This window comes from Bacillus sp. ISL-47, assembly GCF_018613175.1.
Classification (GTDB): domain Bacteria; phylum Bacillota; class Bacilli; order Bacillales; family Cytobacillaceae; genus Cytobacillus.
This window is the reverse complement of the sequence record NZ_JAGGQS010000048.1, coordinates 56,385-71,492: the sequence shown is the minus strand read 5'-3', so window position 1 is coordinate 71,492 and position 15,108 is coordinate 56,385. Positions and strand designations below refer to the sequence as shown.

The following is a 15,108-nucleotide window of genomic DNA, read 5'->3' as shown; positions in this document are numbered from 1 at the left end:
AGGAAAAAGCTATAAATAAAATGATATCAGATTTTTCTCAATCTTCAATACATTTAAAAATGGAATAATTTATTATTAAATATCGATATTATAAATAATTAAGTTTTCTCGCCAATGTTGACAGGTTGTCACTAGGTTATAAAAAAGCCAAAAAAACTTTTACCTAAGCAGGCAAAAGCTTTTTTTGAAAAATGATAAGTCTAGCATTTAAAATTTATTTACATCAAATTTAACTTTTATAGCAAACCATGACATTACCCACGCTTCAATATGTTTTAAGACAGAAACCAATGGATTAAACCTTTATCTCCACACCCGCCATCTCCTCAATAAATTTCGCAATGGCCGTATGATCCATCTCCCCTCCGCCCTGAGACTTTGCATACTGCCATAACTGAAAAACGGCGCTGGATATAAATGAAGGCACTTCTGCTCCTTCAGCTATGCCACTGGCAATAGTAAGGTCCTTGCACATTAAATCAATTGTAAAGCCCACATCAAATTTCCTCGATAATACTTGCTGAGGAAATTTGATTTCACTCGAGTGGCTTCTTCCACTGCTTGTATTAATTACTTCTAGCATTCTGGTAGGATTTAGGCCTAACTTTGTCCCAATGGCCAGGACTTCTGCAGTCGCAGCTAGAGTAGTAGCACAAAGCATATTGTTCAGTGCTTTTATTGTATGGCCTGCTCCTAACTCTCCCACATGTGTCACATGAGAGCCGATATCGTTTAATAAAGAAAAAGCACCTAAAAAAACTGCCTCATCCCCGCCAGCCATAATAGCAAGGGTTCCGTCTTCAGCTTTTTTTACTCCTCCGCTCACTGGCGCATCCAGCATTTGAATCCCATGCTTTGAAAGTTCAATGCCAATTTGTTTAGTGACTTCAGGTATTGAAGTTGTCATGTCAATTAAAGTACTGCCTTCCAAGAATCCCGACAAAAGACCATCAGGCCCAAGGGCCACACTTTTTACTATTTCTGCATTTGGCAGCACAGTTATTACGTATTCATTGTTTTTGGCCAGCGCAGAAGGAGAATCATATGGAATGGCGCCAAGCTCTTTAAAAGATTGTAATAATTCCCGATCCAAATCATAAACTGATAATTTGTAATCCTTATTTAATAAATTACGGGCAATCCTGCCGCCCAAGTTTCCTAAACCTATTAATCCAACCCTCATTGACACCACCGCTTCCCATTTATTACGAAAGTGTCTTAGGAGGCCCTGAGTAGGGTTTACTGATTATCTACAAACTTCTCCAAAACTGTCAGAGCCCGCTTTTCCTTTCGTTTTAAGGTTTCAAGTATTCTTGTGAGATCCTTCTCTTTTAAACCAGCCATTATTTCACTGTATTCCCTGATGGAATGTTCCATACTGGTTGGATAGGAAAGAGAAATATATCGAAATGGAATTAACTGGCTATTAATTCTCATATATAAATCTTCTAAAACTGTGTTTCCTGAGAAGACAAAGAAATCCTTTTGTAGCTCTTCCAACAGGTCAAAGCATTGCTTAACTTTATTGCCTTCAAGTGTCTCCTCCATTTTAATGATTAAATTTTCAATTTTTTTCAGCTGTACATCAGTTCGTGAATCCATCAGCTTAGTTAGGGCTATTTCTAATAATCTGTAAACAACCTCATACAGATCAAGCAACTCTTTTTTTGTCCTTTTTTTTACAAACACGCCTTTTCGGGGTACCCGTTCGACAATTCCGTCTTTTTCCAATATAAATAACGCTTCACGGATTGGAGCTCTGCTGGTGCCGAATTCTTTCGTCAGCTCTAATTCCAATAACCTGTCACCAGGTTTAAGGGCACCCTCTGATATTTTAATAGCAATCTCTTCAGAAATCCGCTGTGATAATGTTGTATTTTCAAAGCTCATTGTATAATTTTCCTCACTTATGACAGTATGATAGGGGAAGTTACAAACTATCCCATTTCTACATAAATCATACCATCTTTAACTTCCACAGGGTAGGTCTTAACTTTTCTATTACTTATCCCAAAGAGGGCCTCTCCTGTTTCCAGACTAAACTCCCATCCATGCCACGGACATCTCAGCACTTTTCCTTCAAGCCCAAACTCAAACTGTGAGGGCTTACTGGGAAGCATCGTTCCACAGACTGCCCCCTCACAAATGGGTGCCAATTTATGAGGGCAAACGTTTCTTACTGCATATATTTCACCATCTTCACAAAAGATTCCAATTGATGTTCCATTTATTTCTTTAATTAAAGCCTTTCCTGCTGGAATATGGATAATTTCACCAATGCAATATTCCATTCTTTTTACCTCCCTGTAATTTATTAATTTCTAATCTAGTTAAAATTAAATAGTTCAGCAGCATTATCATAGAATATACGCTGCTTTACAGCCTCTGGCAGGGTAGTAAAAGTGTTGTCAGGAAAATCATTATCCCAGTGAGGATAGTCCGTACTAAAAATCAATGTTTTTTCGGCATGCATCATTTCGAAAATTTGCATAAGATATTTGCCTTTCTCAGGTTCTTCTACTGGTTGAGAAGTAAAGCGGACATGGTCTAACAAATATTTGCTGGGTTCTTTTTCCAGCCATGGTACTTCCTTTCTAAAATTACGCCAGTTTTGATCCATTCTCCACATTACAGAGGGAACCCAACTGTAACCAAACTCTGCAGCTAAAATTTTGAGCTTGGGGAATCGAACAAATACTCCTTCAAAGACCATACTGACCAAATTTCCATATGCAACTTGCGGAAAATCTGTGTGCCTCTCAATATAGCTGGATGGCACGCCACCCGCCATAGCGACACTGGTCGAAAAACCGCCTTCAGTACCCGTAGGATGAATAAGTATAGGTAATCCTAACTCTTCTGCTGCTTCATAAATAGGATAATAATAGCTATTCCCCATCAAAATATTAAACAATGGCATAAAGACAGCAACTACACCCTTTTCATGCCCTATACGCCTAATTTCTTCTGCAGCTTTCAAAGGGTCGTGAACGGCGATACACATCGCCAACTTATAGCGTGGGTCTACTGTCAGCCACTCATTTAGAAAATAATCATTAAATGCCCTTGCTAAAGCAGTGGCTTCAGTTGGGTTGGGATACACAACTATTTTTCCCGCTTGGACGGATGTTAGAATGGCATGTTCAATATTGTATCGGTCCAGCAAAACCTCACTCATAAAGATTGGGTCCGATCCACCAGCACCTCCACCTGGCGGTTTTGCATCGAGTCTAATGGATGTTGATTTTTCCAATGGCGGACGAAGCGGGTGGTCAGGTAATGTCAAACGTCCATCGAAAACTTTTTGCATTGATTTACTTAAATATGGGAGCAAGCCTTTAATATCTCCGTTAATCCAAGGATGTACGTCCGCATCGATAATTTTATTTATTTTTTTTGCTTCCATGCTGTTCCCTCCTAAATAAATACGACGTCTCTAAAATATATTGTCGACAATCTGTTATTTATATGAACCTTACTCCTCGAAATTACTGAGTAAGGTCCCGTTTAATAAATCGGTTCTTGGTGGTTTTGGTTAATCATGGAGTAGTTTCTTCTATTTATATAGCTTAAAAGAATGACCTTTTAACTACCTTTATCAATATGATTCTATAGCATTTATTTTTATTTCATCTTGGGCAAAAGAATTAATTAGGGAAACCGTAGATGGCTTCAATGGGATACCTTCTTTTTCCCTTTTCTTCTTTAATTCAAATTCGATTTCCCCTGGCAAAAATATTCTTTCATGCCCTTTAGCTTTCGGGGATTCCCGTAAGGTTCGGCTTAAATAGGCAACTCTATTCTGAAAGGCATCTCCATTTCCAAACCTGTTTATATCAATTGCTCCAAATACATGTCCGCAGCCCCAGGCAGCCTGTTCATGGTTTTGCAGTTCACTTTCAGCAGGCCCTTTAGAAATTCCTCCAACTTCAAAAGAAAAAAGTGCTCCGGTTAATGCAGCAGATAATATCTCGTTAATAACAGCTATGCCATAGCCTTTATATCCGCCAAATGGCAATACAGTTCCTTCGACTGCTTCACGCGGATCTGTTGTAGGTTCTCCATCTTTTGTAATGGCCCACCCTTCAGGCAACGTTTCATTTTCCCGCGCCATCATTCTGATTCTTCCTCTGGCAGAAACACTGCAAGCCATGTCCAATACAACTGGAGGTTCATCACCGGCCGGGATAGCATAAGAAAATGGATTATTGCTTAGAAGTGCATCCTTTCCACCCCAAGGAGCCATAACGGCAGGGCCATTTGTCGTGCAAAAACCAATTTGATGATGGTGCAGCGCTTTCATTGTATAATAGGCAGCAGGACCAAAGTGGCTGCTATTTTTTACTCCTACAATTCCTATCCCATATTTTTTGGCACGCTTGATCGCACAGTCCATTGCAATATCAGAAGCCAGAACTCCCAAACTCCCTTGCCCATCAATAACTGTAATTGGTCCTTCATCTATATCTTCATGTGTGACTTCAAACTCAAGGTGCCCCTTTAAAAAGCCTCTTGCCCACCGAGGCAAATTTTGAACTCCGTGAGAGTGAACCCCTCTTAAATCAGCATCCACTAAAACGTCACTAACCAACAATGCGTTTGCTTTATTTAACCCCACTTTTATAAATGCGTCATATGCAAAGTTTCGGAGCGCTTCTGCACATACAGTAATCATTGTATTCCCCCTTTTTAATCTGGGCTCACTCTAAATCCTAATAGAATGATATTTTTCATTAATAATCGGGATTCCGCTTTTTTCAAGTGCAATACCCATATTAAAAATTTCATATGGCGTTTTGCCTTGAAGCAGGAGCTCTTTTATTTCTTTCTCTCGTTCAGCTCTTCTTTGGGCTTTCTGTAAAACTTCTTCAGCTTGTTCAAGAGGTACCACGACAACTCCATCATCATCTGCAACTATGATGTCGCCTGGGTTGACCAAAACTCCTCCACAAACCGCCGGTACATTTATTCCCCCAATTTTTTCAACACTGCTGGTTTTGGAGGAAATTGATTTTGCCCAAACGGGAAATTGGTTATCAAGTATGGCTTTCACGTCTCTTACAGCACCGTCAGCTATTACACCCGAGATTTTTCTGCCAATACCTGAAAGTGTCGCCATTTCTCCCCAAAGGGCATTATATGAATGAGTTCCGAGGAATGAAGTAACTAAAATATCTCCCGGTTGAGTAAGAGATAGTCCTAGGTGCATGGAAAGGTTATCTCCGGGTGTATTTATAGCAGTAACAGCCGATCCAGCAATGATCTGCCCTCTGCAGATAGGTGCAATGGAAGGATCCATTAGTGTTTCTTCAGCCATTGACTCGTATATTGTGGAAACACCCAGTTCTTTAAACTGTGCTATGAGGCTAGGATTTGCCCGTTCTATTTGAGAGTAAATTTTGCCGAAATTGGTCATTGAGATTTTTCCTCCTTTTTTACCTTTTATTTGCTTAGTGCATGCTCACTTTTCCGTGAAGAACGAGTACCTTTCCAATGTATAAGACACATGATCACGAAAAGACTAATACCAATTACATCTGTAATGTGACCTGGGAATAGCAATAATATGGCCGCTGCAAACGCTATTAATCTTTCAGCTATGTTAGCTTTATTTATCAAAATCCCCATTGTGCCTACCGCTAAAATAACAACACCAGCAAGGGCTGTAGCAACACTTAAAATAATGTCGATCGGTTCCCCTTTCATTAAAAGAACCGGATCAAGAACAAACATAAACGGTATGATGAAAGCCGTTAAACCGATTTTCAGGCTATATATTGCTGTTTTCACCCAATCTCCTTTAGATATTCCGCAAGCAACGTATATCGCTGCACATACCGGAGGCGTAATGGCAGATAATACAGCAAAATAAAGTAAAAACATATGTGCAGCAATACCCTCAATACCCAGGTTTATCAATGCAGATCCGATAACAGAAGCTGATAGTACATAGGCTGCCGGAGTAGGAGCTCCCATTCCTAAAATGATCGTAATAACCATTGCCAAAATTAAAGCCAAAAAGAGATTTCCTTGACTGAAGGACATGGTCACTAAAGAAAACTTCACTCCCAGTCCGCTTGTATTAATGGTTGTTACTAAAGTCTGCGCAGCCGCTATTAGCATGACAATGGTCACCATACTTTTTGCTCCGCTATCCAATCCAGAAATAATCCTTGTAATCGCTTCTTTAAATTCCTTTTTCGATCTTACATTGCATAAAAAATATAAAACGATCGTACCAATATACATCGTATATCCAGCTTTTCCTGCCGTGTATCCCGAAAATAACAAAGCTACTAACAATATCAATGGAACAAATAAAGGTATAAATGTTCTCCAATTAAACGCCTGTTTCCAAGTCGGAATCTCTTCATCAGATAGACCAGTTAAATGATTTGCCCGAGCATAAAAATAGATTGATATCATAATAGATACAAAAAATAATAAAGCTGGTATTAATGCTGCAATCATAACGTCCACGTAATTAAGAGCCAGTAATTCTGCCATAAGAAAAGCGCTGGCACCCATAACAGGAGGCATGATTTGCCCGCCGGATGATGCGACTGATTCAACTGCCCCTGCAAAGTTTTTGTTGTAGCCAAGCCTTTTCATGAGAGGAATAGTAAAATTGCCTGTTGTAGCTACATTTGCAACAGTACTTCCGTTAACGGAACCAAATAATGCACTTGTAACTGTCGCAAGCTGGGCAGCGCCGCCTCGCCACTTGCCTGTTAACTTAGAACCTAAATCAAAAATAGTATTTCCCAGGCCCAAACTAAGAATTAAAGATCCATACAAAACGAAAATCACCAAGATATTTGCTGAAATAGACATTAATTGTCCCCATATTCCCTGTGTTCCCAATAAAAAGGTTTGCATTAGCCTTTCATAACCAATCCCCGCATGTCTCCATATTCCAGGAAAATAGGGGCCAAGGACAGCGTATGTAATCCCGCAGATGACTAAAAAAGGAATAAACCAGCCTAGGACTCTTCTGGCACCTTCAAGAACAATCATTAACAGAATTGTGGCCATAATAATATCTGTAGTGTTATAAACCCCATGCTGTTCAATTATTCTTGGATAAATGGAAATAACATATACAGTAACAATACAAGCTAATAGAATGAATAAGAGATCAAGCCTCAAAAGCCATTTATTGTTTTTAAACTTAGTGGAACCTGAAAAAATAAGAAAACAGATAATCGTCGCACCTATTAAATGGAGAGATCGCTGAATAATGCCCGGTAAAGTCCCAAATCCCATCGTATAGATATGGAAAAGAGCCCATATTAATCCTACTGCGCCGACAAACACGAGATATTTTTTTGAAAGATTACGGCTATTCTTTTTTATCTCGGATTCATCTTCAGTAAATAATTCCTCTAATTGGTTTAATATTTTTGACATAGTAAACCTCCTTTCTTAATGACTTCCCTTGCAGAAAACCACTTTTCTGCAAGGGAAGAAGGGGACTATTAGGTTATTAGTTAACTTCTTTATATTCTGGCGGAATTATCTCATCTGGAACTTCATAACCATTTTCCTTTAAAAATTGGACAGCTCCTGCATGGAGAGGAATGGCTGAACCAAGCGTAAGTTCTGGTATATCAACATCAGCAGCTGCAGAAAATGAATTCAGCCATATTTTCTTCCCTTCTTCAGACCACATAGCTTTCCACATTTTATATCCAGTTTCTTGGGAAACAGAGCTATCCAGAAGAATACTCATCGTGAATTGTACTGTACTAATATCCTCATCAACTCCTTCATAGGAGCCTGCCGGGATCGTATTTGTTCCTATATAAGGAAGTTTCTCTGTTATGCTTTTGATTTGATCTTCCGTTAAACCAAGCAATTTAATTTTTTGCTCTGCTGCTGTCTTTTGAACATATGAATCAGGAGGAGTTCCTGTCTTTGTTAAGCCTACAATTCTACGGTCGGCAAAAGCAGCCTGTGCATCTGACATACTGCCAGCATAAGATTTTGGCTGAATACCAATTGTTTCAAAAACAGCAGTCGTCACTTTTTCAGTGGAGGTTCCTGAACCGCCAAAAGAAAAGTCTTTACCATTTAAGTCCTCAAAGCTATTCACGTTAGCTGAATCTGAGACAATAAAGTTAAATGGTGATGGGACAAAATACCACAAAGCCCGGATATTTTCATTTTTTATATCCTTAAAATCCCCTTCACCGAAATAAGTTTGATAGTCACTTGGAGAAGTCCCCAATGCCATCTTTCCTTCGCCTTTACTCAATCGCTGCATATTATCACTTGATCCGCCAGTTTCAACTACTGATACTTGAATTTCCGGATTTAATGTACTTATTGCATTTGCAATACCTACATTGTAGCCATAATAGGATGACGAACTATCTGTAGCAAATAAGCTAATAATTTCGCCCTTTCCATTGCTATTTTCTCCATCAACATTTGCAGAACATGCAACTAGAAATCCCAGAAAAAATATCACTATGATGCTTTTAAAAAATTTCATAAACTATGTCCCTCCTTAGTCTAAATACTTAATAAAAAAGTTTCACATTCCTCCTCTCTGTTCATGAGAATGATGTCTATTTTTCTAAGTCATTCTCCTTAAGGCCAAAAAATAAAATTTTAAAGCGTTTACAAATTCATTCAGAAGAAAATCATTTAGAATCTGAATTACAAAATAGAATATGAGAGTGAAGATAACTGAAGAAAATAGGCGGATAAATATATTGTCGACAATATTTAATTTAAGACTGATACTATCATATATTTTAAATATTGTAAATATTACAAATATATTTATTGTATTCATAATGCCTATAGTGTTATCGGTTTTTAAGATATTAAGAGAAAACAAATAAAAAGACCGAATAAAAGATTTATTCGATCCCAAGTTCTTTTAATTATGTACGAAAATCCCATACTTCTGGCATTTTCTTGTCAATGTAGATGCATCAACCCCAAGTTTTTTGGCAGCTTCTCTTAGACTGGAGCATTGTTTTAACATGTCTTCTATTATATCCCGCTCAATGATTTGCATTTTTTCTTTTAAGGTATAAGTGTCTTTACTGACTTTATCTGCAGCTATATTTGACGGGAGATCCTTAACTGTAATGGAGTTTTCATCTGTCATGATAAAAATTCGTTCGATCACATTTTCCAGTTCGCGAATATTCCCTGGCCAATGATAACTTTCAAATATTTTTAATACATCTGGAGATATTGTTTTGAGTGTTCCATATCTGGAGGATAGTTTTTCGGTTGTTTTTAAGATAAAAGGGATAATATCCTCTTTTCTTTCCCGCAATGGTGGAATAGTTACAGGAAGAACGTTTATTCGGTAGAATAAATCCTCCCTGAACTCCCCCCTTTCCATCATTTCTTTTAATGGACGGTTTGTGGCACATATGAGGCGGAAACTTACCTTCTTGGATTTTGTACTTCCAAGCCGCGTTACTTCGAAATCCTGCAGGACCCTTAATAATTTTACCTGCAGCTTTAAGGGCAGCTCACCTACTTCATCCAGAAATAAGCTTCCGTTTTCCGCAATCTCAATAAGTCCGGGCTTGCCTTTTTCACTTGCTCCTGTAAAAGCCCCTTTCACATAGCCAAAAAGTTCGGATTCTAATAAATCACCCGGAATTGCCCCGCAGTTTACCTTAATAAAAGGGCTGTCTCCCCCACTGCTTGTCTCATGAATAAGCCTTGCCAAAACCTCTTTCCCTGTACCAGATTCCCCCAGCAATAAAACAGGAGAATCCGCTTTGGAAACCTTAGGTATTAAATTAAGTATCTGTTTCATTTGCGGGCTATTTGCAACAATTTTTTCACTTTTAATATGTTCTTTATATAAGCTGAGCTCCCTTAGATACCTTTCAGATCTTTCCTGGGCATCATTTAATTGATTTTCGAGCTGGTTTAACTCAGATAAGTCTCTTGCTGTGATGACAATTCTAAAAAGCTTCCTGTCTTTATATACAGGTGTACCTGTAACTAAAACGTTTTTTCCGCTTCTGAATTTCTGAATTAATGAAACTACCTTTCTATCTCTCTTCACAATCACAGCTACAGCCTTAGAAATTGTTCCGTTCTTTTCTAGTTCAATACTTGTCTTGCCGATTAACTCATCTCCAGTAAGTCCAGTAATTCTTGTATAGGCAGAATTTAACCTGACACATCTCAGGTCTGCATCACAAATATAAATTCCTTCTTGACATGCATGAATTGCTGCTTCTAGTTCAAGACAGTCTTCAAAATTATTATGATGTTTAATCTGTTCAGTCTCGATCATCACTTATTAAAGCTCCTTTCTGTTGCGAAAACGAAAGTTCTGTTGCAAAAACGCAACGTAAATATATTAAAAAAGTAAATTCAGATTTATTTAAAATAATTTTATATTCTGTCGAATCATTGCTATCCTTATTATATCAAACACAAAATATTAAGTCAGCGAAAACTTTGGCACAAGACTTGCATTATTACAAATGAGAGCATTTTTAGATCCATTGATCAAGACCCATTTGATCAGATGGTTAAAGTCATAGGGAAAGCTTAAATTTGGAATAGTTGGCATCAATGACGGTTTTCTGTCCGCAGCACAAGCGCCTTTTGGCGGATTAAAGGAAAGCGGACTGGGCCGCAAGGGTGGACACCATGGACTTGATGAATTTTTGGAAGTAAAATATGTTTCAATAAAATTATAGGAATATAAAATATCTAAGACCCTAAACGTTAGCTTTGAGTCTTTTTTTATCAATTTAGTTATTTGAAAGAGTACTGCAGGAAATCTCAATAAGATTCCCATCTGGATCCCTAATATAGACTGACATTAAGGGGCCAAGTGCCCCTGTTCTTTCAACAGGTCCTTCTTCAATTGCAATATTGCAGCACTGTAAATGATTCATTACTTCACTTATTTCCGTTTTAGTAATAAAACAAAGATCTGCTGAACCTGGCAATGGATTGTGAGCTTTTGGCTCAAACTCATTCCCTTTTTGATGCAGATTGATTTTCTGGTTTCCAAACCGAAGAGCTTTTCTGCCTTCACCAAAGGTTATAACCTCCATCCCTAAAACTAATTTATAAAATACACAGGTGTTTTCAATACTTTGTACCGTCAGTACCAGGTGATCTAATCTTTCTATTTTCATACATCTTACCTCCTAAATTTAAATAAAAGGCTGTCTTCGCAAAGTTTGTTGCTTACAAACTAGTTTTAATTACTGAGTTGATTGGAGCGGAGGGNNGGTTCGCTGCGTGACTGGAGCGGAATTCAACGGGCGACCTTTATAGTCCAAAAACAACAATCTATACGAAAAGAGCCAAATAAAAAAACAAAACTCCGATTACCATCAGAGTTTCGTTCATTCGCAATTTATAATTTTTCACTGGTTTTCCTGCTCGTTAAATTGCTGTTTCCCCAATTGGTACCAGTCTGAGCCTTCACTATCAATAATTACAACTGCGGGAAAATTCTCAACGGTTAATTTGTGAATCGCCTCAGGGCCCAGATCCTCATATGCGATCACTTCCATCGCTTTAATAGAGCGGGCAATCAGTGCACCCGATCCGCCTATTGCGGCGAAATATACAGCTTTATTCTGTTTCATGGAATCTATAACTTCCTGGTTCCGATATCCTTTGCCAATCATTCCTTTTAAGCCTCGATCGAGCAAAGACGGGGTATATTTATCCATTCTTCCGCTGGTTGTCGGACCTGCTGATCCAATAACCTGTCCTGGCTTGGCTGGAGTTGGTCCAACATAATAGATTGTTTGGCCATTAATATCAATAGGAAGTCCTTGACCCTTTTGGAGTGCTTCCGACATCCTTTTATGAGCGGCATCTCTTGCGGTGTATATAGTACCGCTGATCAAAACCCGCTCGCCTGCTTTTAAATTTAACAATACATCTTCATCAATAGGGCTGATAACTTTAGTTGCTGACAACTGAATTCCTCCTACAGTCTGGCTTCTTTATGTCTGCTCGCATGGCAGTTTAAATTTATTGCTACTGGCAAGGCTGCGATATGGCAGGGCTCTATCTCAATTTTCACATCAAGAGCAGTAGTGTTTCCTCCCATGCCCTGAGGGCCAATACCCAGTTTATTAATTTCTTCCATTAGTTCATTTTCCAGCTGCGCGAGCTCGGGGCGATCACTGCGGTGGCCAATCGGCCTGAACAATGACTTTTTTGCTAAATAAGCGCATCTTTCAAAATTGCCGCCAATCCCTACTCCGACTACCAAAGGAGGACATGCATTCGGCCCGGCTATTGCTACCGTATCGAGGATATATTCCTTTATGCCCTCAAGTCCATCTGATGGCTTCAGCATCTTTAAGCTGCTCATATTTTCACTTCCGCCTCCCTTTGCGGACATGTGGATAATCATTTCATCACCTGGAATCATTTCAAGATGGATGATGGATGGTGTATTGTAACCTTTGCTTTTTTCCCGGGTAATTGGATGATCAACAATAGAATGCCTTAAATAACCTTCTTCATATCCTTTTTTGACTCCTTCATTTATCGCATCGTAAATACTGCCGCCGGTAATATGGCATTCCTGTCCAATTTCCACAATGAATACCGAAACGCCAGTGTCCTGACACATAGGGACCCTCTCGCTTTTGGCTATATCTGCGTTCTGAATCAGCTGCTCCAATATGTCTTTGCCAGTTTCAGATTTTTCATTTTTCAGGGCTGTTTGAAAAGCCTCAACGACGTCTTGCCCTAACTCAAAATTTGCTTCCTGGCACATCTTTGCTACCTGTTCAACAATCTCCCCATAAGTAATGATTTTCATCTTATCTTCCCCCTTTTCCATCTTTACGGCATTTCAGCTCTAGAAGCTGCAGGAGTAAATTGGATGCTTGTTTTGTGAATTCGATTTTTGCCTTCCCATTCCTTCTTTTCTTCCTTAATATCCTGAAGTTTATGAGCTCCGCGGCTCTCTTTTCTTGCTGCTGCTGCACTAGCAGAAGCCCATGCAGCCCGAACTTTATCACGCAGCTGGAGTGCCTGTATATTGATTTCTTTCTCTAAATTTAATGCAATCAGGTTTAGTTCATCAGCTGCTTCTTCCAAGGAACGGGAGGTTCTTTCAATTCCCACCTTTTTCCACATAATCTCTTTTACTTTTTTGATTATTTCAGATTCATCGATATTTGAAGGGTTATTAATTAATTCATGTATTTCAAAATTCATAATGCCCGAAATGTCTTCAGATGACTTCTCCTGTACAGCCATCTTTCCAGCACGGTAGCCGAAAACAAGTGATTCTGTTAAGGAACCTCCGCCTAGACGGTTAGCACCATGCAGTCCTCCTGTCACTTCTCCGCAAGCATAGAGACCCGGAATATTGGTTCTGCCCCATTCATCTGTTTGTATCCCCCCCATGCAGTAATGCTGCACAGGGCTCATAATCCACTCACCCGAATTCCCTTTTTGATATAGTCGATACAGATATGGACTGTCATGCTGAAGCACTTTTTCTGCCACACCAGAAAAATCAATCAGTACCTTATCTTCTTTATACATTGCATAACTGAGCGTATCTCTTGTTTCTAGCTCCTTTTTAGGAAACTTCTCCATAAACCGTTCGCTTTTCTCATTTACAAGAAACGCACCTTTTGCAAAAATCTTTGTCATAACATCCACATTTGCGGGCTGCTGAAGACGGTACGGATAAAATTGTACAAATTCCATATCAACTAGAATAGCCCCATGCCTCCAGGCCATGCCGATTCCTTCACCGGAAACATCCCTTGGATTATCCGAAGACTGGTAAAGACCGCCAAAACCGCCGGTTGCCAAAATAACTGCTGGCGAATAGATAATTTGAAACTCCTTGCTATTTTGGATCAGTGCACCTTTTACTTCATTATTATCTTTTATTAAGTCAACAACTGCAGATTGTTCATGAAAATCAATTCCTATTTCAATCGCATAATCACGCATTGGTTTCGTAATGTTTTTTCCAAGCCCTGTTCCTGCGTAAACTCTTCTCGGTTGAGAATGGCCAGGAGTAATAATCACTTTTTCTCTTTCAAGGCTGATACCAAATTTACTTTCTAGTTCATTCACTCTGACCGTACATTCTTCAGCTAAAGCTCTAGCTAACCTTTTATCAGATAAATGTCTGCCGCCTTCTACTATATCCTGGATAAACTGTTCCGGAGAATCTTCAGGAGAAAAAATGGCTGAATGCACACTATCAGAAATAACTGAGGATCCACCAAGCCCTGCTTTTCCCTTCGTGACCAAAGCCACAGATGCTCCCTCTTCTTTTGCGGAAATCGCAGAAGCCAATGCTGCCTGCCCGCCGCCTATAACCATAACATCATAATGATAATATTGGATTGCTCTCATCCCCTTAGCCAGCTCCATAATGCATAACGATTTGCATCTTCATTTAATTCGGCAATAGCAGTTGTTAACGGTATTTCTTTCGGGCAGACCTGAATACAATTTTGGGAGTTCCCGCAGTTTGCTATCCCTTCCTCGCTAATTATAACTTCTAATCTATGATCCTTCTGCTGAGCCCCCGTTGGATGCATGTTAAAGTATTTTGTCTGCCCTAATGCCTGAGGCCCAATAAAGGGAGAACCGCTATTTACATTGGGACAAGCCTCCAGGCAGCATCCGCAGGTCATACAGGTGGAATATTTGTATGCTTCCTGCTGTGCATCAGAAGAAATCAGCGGACCAGCACCCATAGGATAAGTTCCATCAATGGGAATCCAGCCTTTAATTTTCTTGAGGGCACTAAACATTCTTTCTCTATTAACAACGAGGTCCTTCTCAACAGGAAAGGTTTCCATTGGCTCTAAAATAATAGGCTGTTCCAGGCGATCAACCAATGCCGAACACGCTTGTCTGACTTTTCCATTTATTTTCATGCTGCAAGCACCGCAGACTTCTTCCAGGCAATTATACTCCCAAGCTACTGATCTTACATTTTCACCCTGTGCGTTAACAGGATTTTTCTGTATCTCCATTAACGCTGAAATAACATTCATATTTTTCCGGAAAGGGATGTTAAATTCCTCCCAGTAAAATGCTTCACCTTCAGCATCTTTGCGTTTGATTCTCAGCTTAATAGAAGCTGCTGCCATG

14 protein-coding genes and 1 pseudogene are annotated in these 15,108 nt (G+C 39.3%); 1 reads left to right on the top strand and 14 read right to left on the bottom strand.

Annotated features, from left to right (window positions below; all coding sequences use genetic code 11):
• Window positions 1–295 precede the first annotated feature (295 nt).
• The 9 genes from J7I93_RS16780 to J7I93_RS16740 form a co-directional block, all read right to left on the bottom strand.
• A complete protein-coding gene (locus J7I93_RS16780) occupies window positions 296–1,183 on the bottom strand; it encodes an NAD(P)-dependent oxidoreductase (protein ID WP_214727043.1) in 888 nt (295 codons plus the stop codon).
• A 56-nt stretch (window positions 1,184–1,239) separates the two neighbouring features.
• A complete protein-coding gene (locus J7I93_RS16775; protein WP_214727042.1) occupies window positions 1,240–1,890 on the bottom strand; it encodes a GntR family transcriptional regulator in 651 nt (216 codons plus the stop codon).
• Window positions 1,891–1,937: 47 nt separating this feature from the next.
• A complete protein-coding gene (locus tag J7I93_RS16770) occupies window positions 1,938–2,291 on the bottom strand; it encodes a Rieske (2Fe-2S) protein (protein ID WP_214727041.1) in 354 nt (117 codons plus the stop codon).
• 35 nt (window positions 2,292–2,326) lie between these two features.
• Window positions 2,327–3,406, bottom strand: coding sequence for an amidohydrolase family protein (locus J7I93_RS16765; RefSeq protein ID WP_214727040.1), 1,080 nt, complete (start codon window positions 3,404–3,406; stop codon window positions 2,327–2,329).
• A 192-nt stretch (window positions 3,407–3,598) separates the two neighbouring features.
• Window positions 3,599–4,675 carry an Ldh family oxidoreductase gene (locus tag J7I93_RS16760; protein ID WP_214727039.1) on the bottom strand — a complete coding sequence of 359 codons (1,077 nt, stop codon included), beginning with the start codon at window positions 4,673–4,675 and terminating at the stop codon, window positions 3,599–3,601.
• A gap of 30 nt (window positions 4,676–4,705) precedes the next feature.
• Complete coding sequence (locus tag J7I93_RS16755; protein ID WP_214727038.1) at window positions 4,706–5,416, bottom strand: 4-carboxy-4-hydroxy-2-oxoadipate aldolase/oxaloacetate decarboxylase; 711 nt, start codon at window positions 5,414–5,416, stop codon at window positions 4,706–4,708.
• 26 nt (window positions 5,417–5,442) lie between these two features.
• Window positions 5,443–7,410, bottom strand: coding sequence for a TRAP transporter permease (locus J7I93_RS16750; protein WP_214727037.1), 1,968 nt, complete (start codon window positions 7,408–7,410; stop codon window positions 5,443–5,445).
• A gap of 76 nt (window positions 7,411–7,486) precedes the next feature.
• The gene (locus tag J7I93_RS16745) at window positions 7,487–8,497 is read right to left on the bottom strand and encodes a TAXI family TRAP transporter solute-binding subunit (RefSeq protein WP_214727035.1); all 1,011 of its coding nucleotides are present in this window, start codon (window positions 8,495–8,497) and stop codon (window positions 7,487–7,489) included.
• Window positions 8,498–8,890: 393 nt separating this feature from the next.
• Window positions 8,891–10,282, bottom strand: coding sequence for a sigma-54 interaction domain-containing protein (locus J7I93_RS16740; protein WP_251025879.1), 1,392 nt, complete (start codon window positions 10,280–10,282; stop codon window positions 8,891–8,893).
• 256 nt (window positions 10,283–10,538) lie between these two features.
• On the opposite strand from J7I93_RS16740, the pseudogene J7I93_RS16735 reads away from it, so the two are divergent.
• A pseudogene (locus J7I93_RS16735) lies at window positions 10,539–10,694 on the top strand (aldehyde dehydrogenase family protein); the annotation flags it as partial.
• A 54-nt stretch (window positions 10,695–10,748) separates the two neighbouring features.
• Here J7I93_RS16735 and J7I93_RS16730 read toward each other — a convergent pair.
• From J7I93_RS16730 to sdhB, 5 genes are all read right to left on the bottom strand, one after another.
• Window positions 10,749–11,141, bottom strand: a complete 393-nt coding sequence (locus J7I93_RS16730; protein WP_214727032.1) for a VOC family protein — start codon at window positions 11,139–11,141, stop codon at window positions 10,749–10,751.
• Window positions 11,142–11,375: 234 nt separating this feature from the next.
• Entirely contained in the window at window positions 11,376–11,939 is a 564-nt protein-coding gene (locus J7I93_RS16725; protein ID WP_214727030.1) for a Fe-S-containing hydro-lyase, read from the bottom strand.
• An 11-nt stretch (window positions 11,940–11,950) separates the two neighbouring features.
• Complete coding sequence (locus J7I93_RS16720) at window positions 11,951–12,796, bottom strand: fumarate hydratase (protein ID WP_214727029.1); 846 nt, start codon at window positions 12,794–12,796, stop codon at window positions 11,951–11,953.
• Window positions 12,797–12,819: 23 nt separating this feature from the next.
• Window positions 12,820–14,361 carry an FAD-binding protein gene (locus tag J7I93_RS16715; RefSeq protein WP_214727028.1) on the bottom strand — a complete coding sequence of 514 codons (1,542 nt, stop codon included), beginning with the start codon at window positions 14,359–14,361 and terminating at the stop codon, window positions 12,820–12,822.
• Entirely contained in the window at window positions 14,358–15,107 is a 750-nt protein-coding gene (gene sdhB, locus J7I93_RS16710) for a succinate dehydrogenase iron-sulfur subunit (RefSeq protein WP_214727027.1), read from the bottom strand. The genes J7I93_RS16715 and sdhB overlap by 4 nt, the downstream gene beginning before the upstream one ends.
• Window position 15,108: the final 1 nt, after the last annotated feature.

Excerpts from the sequence above, each read along its gene's own strand:
- J7I93_RS16770 (WP_214727041.1), bottom strand. The coding sequence starts at position 2,291 with ATGGAATATTGCATTGGTGAAATTATCCATATTCCAGCAGGAAAGGCT.
- J7I93_RS16715 (WP_214727028.1), bottom strand. The coding sequence starts at position 14,361 with ATGAGAGCAATCCAATATTATCATTATGATGTTATGGTTATAGGCGGC.
- J7I93_RS16780 (WP_214727043.1), bottom strand. The coding sequence starts at position 1,183 with ATGAGGGTTGGATTAATAGGTTTAGGAAACTTGGGCGGCAGGATTGCC.
- J7I93_RS16750 (WP_214727037.1), bottom strand. The coding sequence starts at position 7,410 with ATGTCAAAAATATTAAACCAATTAGAGGAATTATTTACTGAAGATGAA.
- J7I93_RS16745 (WP_214727035.1), bottom strand. The coding sequence starts at position 8,497 with ATGAAATTTTTTAAAAGCATCATAGTGATATTTTTTCTGGGATTTCTA.
- J7I93_RS16755 (WP_214727038.1), bottom strand. The coding sequence starts at position 5,416 with ATGACCAATTTCGGCAAAATTTACTCTCAAATAGAACGGGCAAATCCT.
- sdhB (WP_214727027.1), bottom strand. The coding sequence starts at position 15,107 with ATGGCAGCAGCTTCTATTAAGCTGAGAATCAAACGCAAAGATGCTGAA.
- J7I93_RS16720 (WP_214727029.1), bottom strand. The coding sequence starts at position 12,796 with ATGAAAATCATTACTTATGGGGAGATTGTTGAACAGGTAGCAAAGATG.
- J7I93_RS16740 (WP_251025879.1), bottom strand. The coding sequence starts at position 10,282 with ATGATCGAGACTGAACAGATTAAACATCATAATAATTTTGAAGACTGT.
- J7I93_RS16730 (WP_214727032.1), bottom strand. The coding sequence starts at position 11,141 with ATGAAAATAGAAAGATTAGATCACCTGGTACTGACGGTACAAAGTATT.
- J7I93_RS16775 (WP_214727042.1), bottom strand. The coding sequence starts at position 1,890 with ATGAGCTTTGAAAATACAACATTATCACAGCGGATTTCTGAAGAGATT.
- J7I93_RS16760 (WP_214727039.1), bottom strand. The coding sequence starts at position 4,675 with ATGATTACTGTATGTGCAGAAGCGCTCCGAAACTTTGCATATGACGCA.
- J7I93_RS16765 (WP_214727040.1), bottom strand. The coding sequence starts at position 3,406 with ATGGAAGCAAAAAAAATAAATAAAATTATCGATGCGGACGTACATCCT.